Source organism: Vibrio sp. 1078-1 (genome assembly GCF_033340475.1).
In genome coordinates, this window is the sequence record NZ_JAWOWM010000517.1 from 1 (window position 1) to 626 (window position 626).

Genomic DNA, 626 nt, shown 5'->3' on the forward strand with positions numbered 1-626 from the left:
TGGGCGCTCAATAATACTGGGCAAGTACATTCTACCGTGGTGAATGACCCACTATTTGGTCCGTATCTGGATGAGGCCTCTGGCTTGCCTGGTGCAGATATCAATGCTCCCGAAGCTTGGGATATGACGAAAGGTAGTTCTGCCGTCAAGATAGCAATTCTCGATTCCGGTATTGATTGTCGTATGGCAGGGGATAGCGTGAGTAGCATTGAGTTCGTGAACGGAAAATGTGTTGAGCAGCAGAAGTTCATCACCGATTATCAAAGTGATACGTTAGAGGACGTGGTTGGACACGGCACCCATGTCGCAGGTATTGCGGCGGCTCAGACAGATAACGGTATTGGTATTGCTGGGGTCGGTTTTAACAGTTCTGTTGGCAACCTGAAGACGTGCTACGAATATCTGATTTATAGCTGCGACCCATTTTTTGGCTGCTTCCTTATCGCTGCGACGGGGGTATACCCGCTATCTTCCTCCATTGATGCCATCACTTATGCTGCCGATAACGGCTACCACGTGATTAACATGAGTTATGGCTCGGATGAAATCGATGAAGAGGGCAACCCGGTTAGCTTAGTTGGTTTTAGCCAAGCGGAAAATGATGCTGTGAATTACGCTTGGGGAAA

1 protein-coding gene is annotated in these 626 nt (G+C 48.4%); it reads left to right on the top strand.

Going from position 1 to position 626, the window contains the following annotated elements; all coding sequences use genetic code 11:
- Positions 1-626 (top strand): S8 family serine peptidase (locus tag R7190_RS28525; protein WP_318138016.1); only part of this gene is annotated, 626 nt, incomplete at both ends.